The sequence below is a fragment of the Neoalteromonas arenosi genome (assembly GCF_030362855.1).
In the GTDB taxonomy this organism is placed as follows: Bacteria; Pseudomonadota; Gammaproteobacteria; order Enterobacterales; family Alteromonadaceae; genus Alteromonas_E; species Alteromonas_E arenosi.
In genome coordinates, this window is sequence record NZ_JAUCBP010000013.1 from 334,160 (window position 1) to 340,809 (window position 6,650).

Consider the following 6,650-nt stretch of genomic DNA (forward strand, 5'->3'; position numbering starts at 1 on the left):
AGTGTAGTTATTCTACATAAGCGCATGAAGACGCTGTATAAATTGTAGTATTGCGCTGCCCGTCGGGTTCAGTTAAGTAGCTTGGGGCCTTTGTCACTCCTCATTCACTTAGAATAACTAAGCTTCATTCATCGTTTCGCGGCCGCAAGCTACTTAATTGAACAAAATTCGTACCGCAAAGATCAACACGCCCTAGTAATAATTGAGTGCTTGGGCTTTACCTCTAAAGGCAAAGTAAGCAAAGACCGTATAGCCTATGATCATTGGCAGTACGAATAGGCTGCCAACAAGCATAATGCGCAGTGACTCTGGTGCACTCGCGGTGTCAAATATTGTCAGTTGTTGTGGTACCACATACGGATAGAAGCTCAACGCCAACCCCGCAAAACAGCAAATAAATACAATGGTTGTCATGGCAAACGGCAGCCAGTCACCTTGATGGTCGGCCAAGGGCAAGCGTTTCAGAACTTGATAACCCATAGCGAACATTGAAAAGCACAGCAGCGGTATAGCATTAATAAAATAGCCCAATGGCGGTGTTAACCAACGTTCAAACACAAAGGGGTTGATTAGTGGGTTGATAAAGCAAACCAATAGAATACCAACAAAACTAATCACACCAGCTTTTTTAGCCCACTTAATAGCCCGTAATTGCAAGTCGCCATCGGTTTTCATAATCAACCAGCTCGCGCCAATCAGTGCGTAAGCGGTGGTAACGCCAATACCACTGAGTAATGCAAAGCTGATGCTTAACCAGGTATATTCTAGGCCCATTACATACATGCCGAGCATAAAGCCTTGGCTCATGGAGCTGATAATCGAACCAGCCTTAAACGCTCTATCCCAACGATGCTTCTCAGTAACGGCAACTTTAGCGCGAAAGTCGAATGCTACACCGCGCAAGATCAGGCCAATCAGCATCAAGGTCGCGGGCAGGTATAGCGCCCGCAGAATTTCACTATGCGCTGCCGGGAAGGCAACCAGTAACAAACCAATGGCCAGTACTAGCCAAGTTTCATTGGCATCCCAAAAGGGGCCAATTGACGCAATAGCAGTGTCGCGCTGCGGCGCTGCATCCATGGGCAGTAATATCCCAACGCCTAAATCGTAGCCATCTAGAATTGCGTACACCAAGATGGCAACGGCCATTAATACCGCAAATACGACGGGCAGATTCTGATCTGCAAATAGCCAATCAATCATGCGTGTGCCTCCTGTTGGTTGAGTGATGGGTTAAAGCCCTTTTGCGTTACTCTTTCATGCGGCTGAATATCTTCAAGCTCAACAGCTCGGCGCGCCATCAAGAACAGGGTGCGAATGTATGCGACTAACAACACGGCATACACAATTAAGTAAACGATAAGGGTTAGCAGGACATTTTCTGACGCAATGGTTGTTACAGCATCGGCGGTTTTTAATACGCCGCTGACTAAGTAGGGTTGCCGACCAATTTCGGTTACATACCATCCAGCAAGCGTGGCAATCCAACCACTAAATGTCATACCCATTAACACCTTGAGCTGTAGCTTACTGAGCGAACGTCCGCCGCGCATGCTCCAGCTACACCACCAAGCAACCATTATCATCAGCAGACCAATACCGACCATTATGCGAAAGCCATAAAAGACGGGTTTGACTGGCGGGTGAGCGCCTTCAAAATCATTGAGCCCTTTGATTTCGCCGTCCCATTCATGGGTCAAGATCAGGCTGGCAAAATTAGGAATTGCTATGGCAAATTTATTCTCGCGAGTTTCTTCATCAGGGATGGCGAATAACAGCAAATCTGCACCCTTTTGGGTTTCCCATACGCCTTCCATTGCGGCGACTTTTTGCGGCTGATGTTCAAGGGTATTTAAGCCGTGTAGATCACCCACAAAGGCTTGTAATGGCGCAAGTAGTGCGGCACTTAAAATTGCCGTCTTTAAGGTCACGCGAGGCGCACGCTTTTTATCCCCACGCCACAAGCGATAAGCACTAATCCCGGCAACCACAAAGCATACCGTTAAGGCTGAAGAGAGCAGTGTATGGCTAAAGCGATAGGGGAATGATGGATTGAAGATAATGGCCAACCAATCTGTGGCATGAGCTACGCCATCACGCATTTCAAAACCAGCGGGCGTTTGCATCCATGAGTTTAATACTAGGATCCAAAACGCTGACATAGTTGTGCCAAAAGCGACTAAGAATGTACTTAAAGTATGTGCCCATGCTGGCACGCGGTTAAAACCAAATAGCATGACACCTAGCAAGGTTGCTTCGAGAAAGAACGCCGTCAGGATCTCGTAGGCGAGTAATGGACCGGCAATATTGCCAATGGTTTCCATAAAGCCAGGCCAGTTGGTGCCAAACTGAAACGACATGGTGATACCGCTGACGACGCCCAATGCAAAGGTAAGGGCAAATACCTTGACCCAAAAGCGATAGGCACGCATCCAGACTGGATGACCGGATAGGTCGAAGCGCACCTTAAAGTAAAATAGCAACCATCCAAGAGCGATGGTAATAGTAGGAAACAGTATGTGAAAACTGATGTTAGCCGCAAATTGGATCCGACTGAGCATGAGCACATCTAACATGACGATTTTGGTTACCTCAATGAATGTTTAATTCGGTATAAAAACGCGCTCCTCAATGACTCGTTATTTTTTTAGTTATCCTGTCTTATTGATTAGTTTGTCTTTGATATCCAGTACTTTGCCGACACCAGCACCAAGCTTCATAAGGGTATTGAGCTTTTCAGGACTCAAGCTCTGTAAGCTTTGTGTCCATTCAGTGATGTTTTCCAGCAGATCGTGGATTTCGTTTATTTGTGTCTGAGCGTAGCGTTCTTCTTCGTTGCTTGGATTGTCGAGCAAGATATCGCGCAACATGGATAGCGTTGGGTCTATTTCACGCTTGCGACGCTCTTCAAATACTCGGTTGGCCATATCCCAAATAGAGCCTTTGCTACGATAATATTCCTTGCGATCGCCCGGCACGTGTTGCGTTTCAATCAGTTGCCAGGCGTTTAATTCTTTAATACCCATGCTGACATTGCCTCGCGATGCGTGCAGTGCTTCACCGATTTCAACCGCCGTAAGCGCGCGGTTGCTGACAACCAATAGCGCGTAAATTTGGCCTACTGTGCGATTAAAGCCCCAGCGGCTTCCCATTTCGCCAAAGTGCATAACAAAGGCTGTAATCATTGGTGTCATTTGCATAATGGTTTATTCTGAAGTTTCAGTAATTACTGAAAGTATAATAATTAATTGATTTAGATCAAGTGTTTTGTTGGGTATTCGGAAAGGATATTGGCTCTCTCACGCTGGGAACTATGGGGTGCAAAGACACAACGTCCTCGTGGGCATCCCTACGGGAATGAGGATCTTCTAAAGACAAGGAGCAGACGTTCGCGTTTTGAGATTTTTTGTATTGAATAATTGCGGGTTAGAGACGTTATTTACTGAAGATATGAATGATCACTTTGCCCGGTTGACTGACGTTCGTTTTTGATTCGGGACAAATGACAGGCAGATAGTTCTCATTCTGGTGGTTTGTTTTAGGTACGTGTCTCAAAATCAGAACAACGGAGTAACCTCTATGGCCCTATGATATGAGCCTGACTCATAGACTACTTTTACCACCATCTGGGTGTTCTTGTTCGTGTTATGCATTATCAAAACGGTTTGTGTAGTTACGTCAGTTTTACCATAAATCCTTAAAGCATTGTCCTCGCTACTGAAGTGGTAATATTCAACTTTTAGATCGTCGATAGACGATAATACTGAATCTTCAAGATTTTCCAAACGGCTTAAATTTATCTCTAGCTCTTGAAAATCAATGAGTGGCTCTTCAATCGCGACTATTGCATAAAAAGGTTCTACCCAAACTTGAGTAAAACTTTGTAAATCATGAGAGTTGCTCCCTGAGCCAACACCTTGTGGAACGGAGTTCGGCACTGTAACGAGGAGTTCTGAAAATCCAGAAGAAAACTGCAATGTCATCTGGTGCTCAAACAATTTTGAGAATGAAACACTATCTAGCTTTACTGGATTTGAGGTTTCCGCACGCGATACAAAAGAAACCATTACTAATACACAGAGAGCGAAACGTGTGAGCATGCGCGGTTTGTTATATCCTTCAACCATTCAATTCACTGCGGATATTTTCAATAGAAATATGTTTGTGCAATATTCTGAGTGAATAGATACTTGATAGCAAAATAGCAGCGTATGCGGCACTCATACCTGAAACCCACACACAAATTGACATTAGGATATGTGTTATGTCCGTTAAAAAATATAGGTAAACACTTGTTATAAACATTAAGACTGCCAAGATTAAAAAAATATCAGCTTGTTTTCTTACACCCAATAAATATTGGTCTGGTTCTTCTGCAAAGTTTAACCAATTTATCAATGCTTTTTTCTTTTTAGTATCCATAAACTTCCTGAAAATTTAAAATTCCGGTAAGGCTCTCATAAGTTTCCAAAGACAGTTCATCATTAACTTGCCTCACCTATTTCACAGCCATCGCCACCAAAATGCTGTTGCGCATCTGCTATTTCGCTATCGATAGCAGGTTTAATCTTGGTCACATAAGCATCGACGATTTCATCTAATGACTCATCAAAACTTATAGTATTCTCTATATGGTATTGAATTAAATTACACCACGGTTCAGTATTGCTTGCGCTCAATCCTTGAAAGTTAGAATTAATGACCATTAATGAAAAAACCAATTTAGTAAACTTTTCATCATAATAAGATTTGATATCAGGCTCGAAAACACCCTTTTTCTTAAGTGCTTTAATGACTTTAAAGTCGCCAGACAGGCTAATTGAAAGCGACGATAAATGAGAGGTACGAAAACTTTCATCATTTGAAAAAGCGTTTGCAAACCACCCTAAAGCAATACCTGTTATAAAAGTTATTGAGAGTATTAAAATCCGTTTAATCATAATTTTCCTCTTGGAACCTAAATTCACGATGACTAGCGAGCATGTTTATTGGTTTCCTAGCCCGCAAAATAACCTCTATGTAGAATTACCAACTGAACTGTAACAATGAAAGGCAGCACAGAAAACACCGAAAATAATACAGAGTTTGAGAAGAATAGATATGGTAAAGGTATTGCGGCGAAGCAGCCACAAACAAGATAAAATATCAATCTTCCTTTGGGCGGCAATGTGATATCGGTAGTAAGAGAGGCTGCCAATAACTTGCTTATACCCCAAAATCCCATTGCTCCTCCTATGGTAAGAAGTGGAATAAACAAACTGCTAAATGAGCCTGAGAACATTGAAGCAATCGCCATTTGCGTTCCAAAGAGTCCGAATGCCATTGCCACAACGGGGATCCAGAATGCCAAAGCAAATTCTGCTACCAAAAGAAATTTCAGAAAAGGGGTTTTCACTATACTAGCGCTGTCACTTCGAGTTGTGCGGTTGAGCTTGATCGGTTTGTATGGTGCCTGCACGTTTAAAGAGCCCAATAGTTGAAAGTACAAAGAAACTTAACACGGTCATGACTAGAGGTGGAGCACCAACTGTCGCCGATATGAGAAAGTCGATAAGCACAATGATTGGTAGTGAGGCAAAAAGGACTGGAAACCACCAACGCCCCCAAAACCCGCAAGCCCAAGTTACTATTAAAACTGAAGACATAGCAACTAGAACCGAAATTGCGATGCGACCAAAACCAACATCTTCTGCATCGGTAAGAGCAAGAAAGAAGACAATAAGACTGAAGAAATAAACAGCGACAAACGGTGCTGCAATAAAAACGAACTTCAAAAATCTCATGAGGTTTTTATTCATCGTGGCACTTAACGCCCCTAATAAACGGCAAATGCTTGTTGGCTAAAATTAGCGAGGTACGAGCATAGCCAGCGAGTATTTGTCCGGTTGATTGGTTTGTTATGTTTCATTTTTTGTCCTTAACCGGCCCAAGTAAAAAAGTCCAAAAATCCGAATTTAAACGCACATAAAGCTTGGGGTAATTTCTTTTTAAAACCGGATTGATAGCAATAAGCAATAAGTCTTTTACAGCCCAACAAGCCAAAAATAAACCTAGCACGAAAATGAATAATGGATGCCTTCTCCCATAATCTTTTTCAGGGTCAAATATGGAAATCATCCAATAGCAAATAATAAGGCCAAATAATAATAACAGTAGATTTACCGTTACTTTTTTATTCATTTTGAAGTCCTTTCAGTACCTTTTGAAACATAACAATTTAATAGTGCGCAAGTTGCGCGTTTTTCTACCGAGCCACTACTCGTTTTTATCCATAGTGCCATGATTATCAGTCTTCTGAAAGCCAATAAGTAACGGAGCTGCAAGGGATTCTCATTGACTTTGTTTGGCAGGAAAACGCGCGATTGGGTCGTTTTTCTGAATGTGGGAGCAAACAGCTGTTTAAAACAGTCAAAACAAAAAATGTTTCGGCTTAGCATCACTAAGCAAACGTTCAAAAGCATTGAACCGGCTACCATCAATTAGGGATTAAATAGCAGTTGTTTTCGAAATTTAGAGATGTCAGCAATTACGTACTCAGCCGAAGAATAGCCTTGTCTGTCAAAGACAAGGAGCTGTAACTACCCCCTAAAATGAAACAGCTTACTCGTAGAATTTCTTTTAAACTATTTGAAAGGAGTTTTGCGATGACT

Annotated in this window: 9 protein-coding genes; all 9 read right to left on the reverse strand. The window is 42.5% G+C overall.

Going from position 1 to position 6,650, the window contains the following annotated elements; genetic code table 11:
• Positions 1-192 precede the first annotated feature (192 nt).
• On the reverse strand, positions 193-1,203 hold the full coding sequence (cydB, locus tag QTP81_RS16915; RefSeq protein WP_289367191.1) for a cytochrome d ubiquinol oxidase subunit II: 1,011 nt from the start codon (positions 1,201-1,203) through the stop codon (positions 193-195).
• Positions 1,200-2,576 carry a cytochrome ubiquinol oxidase subunit I gene (locus QTP81_RS16920; protein WP_289367193.1) on the reverse strand — a complete coding sequence of 459 codons (1,377 nt, stop codon included), beginning with the start codon at positions 2,574-2,576 and terminating at the stop codon, positions 1,200-1,202. Before QTP81_RS16920 ends, cydB begins: the two co-directional genes overlap by 4 nt.
• Positions 2,577-2,651: 75 nt before the next feature.
• On the reverse strand, positions 2,652-3,200 hold the full coding sequence (locus QTP81_RS16925) for a GbsR/MarR family transcriptional regulator (RefSeq protein WP_289367196.1): 549 nt from the start codon (positions 3,198-3,200) through the stop codon (positions 2,652-2,654).
• A gap of 357 nt (positions 3,201-3,557) precedes the next feature.
• Positions 3,558-4,127: a hypothetical protein gene (locus QTP81_RS16930; RefSeq protein ID WP_289367197.1), complete on the reverse strand. Its 570-nt coding sequence runs from the start codon at positions 4,125-4,127 to the stop codon at positions 3,558-3,560.
• Entirely contained in the window at positions 4,120-4,422 is a 303-nt protein-coding gene (locus QTP81_RS16935; RefSeq protein WP_289367198.1) for a hypothetical protein, read from the reverse strand. The genes QTP81_RS16930 and QTP81_RS16935 overlap by 8 nt, the downstream gene beginning before the upstream one ends.
• 62 nt (positions 4,423-4,484) lie before the next feature.
• Positions 4,485-4,940, reverse strand: a complete 456-nt coding sequence (locus tag QTP81_RS16940; RefSeq protein WP_289367200.1) for a hypothetical protein — start codon at positions 4,938-4,940, stop codon at positions 4,485-4,487.
• Positions 4,941-4,996: 56 nt separating this feature from the next.
• The gene (locus tag QTP81_RS16945; RefSeq protein WP_289367201.1) at positions 4,997-5,395 is read right to left on the reverse strand and encodes a hypothetical protein; all 399 of its coding nucleotides are present in this window, start codon (positions 5,393-5,395) and stop codon (positions 4,997-4,999) included.
• A gap of 13 nt (positions 5,396-5,408) precedes the next feature.
• Positions 5,409-5,798 (reverse strand): hypothetical protein, encoded by a 390-nt coding sequence (locus QTP81_RS16950; protein WP_289367202.1) that lies wholly within the window; start codon positions 5,796-5,798, stop codon positions 5,409-5,411.
• Between the two features lie 106 nt (positions 5,799-5,904).
• A complete protein-coding gene (locus QTP81_RS16955; protein WP_289367203.1) occupies positions 5,905-6,180 on the reverse strand; it encodes a hypothetical protein in 276 nt (91 codons plus the stop codon).
• Positions 6,181-6,650 lie beyond the last annotated feature (470 nt).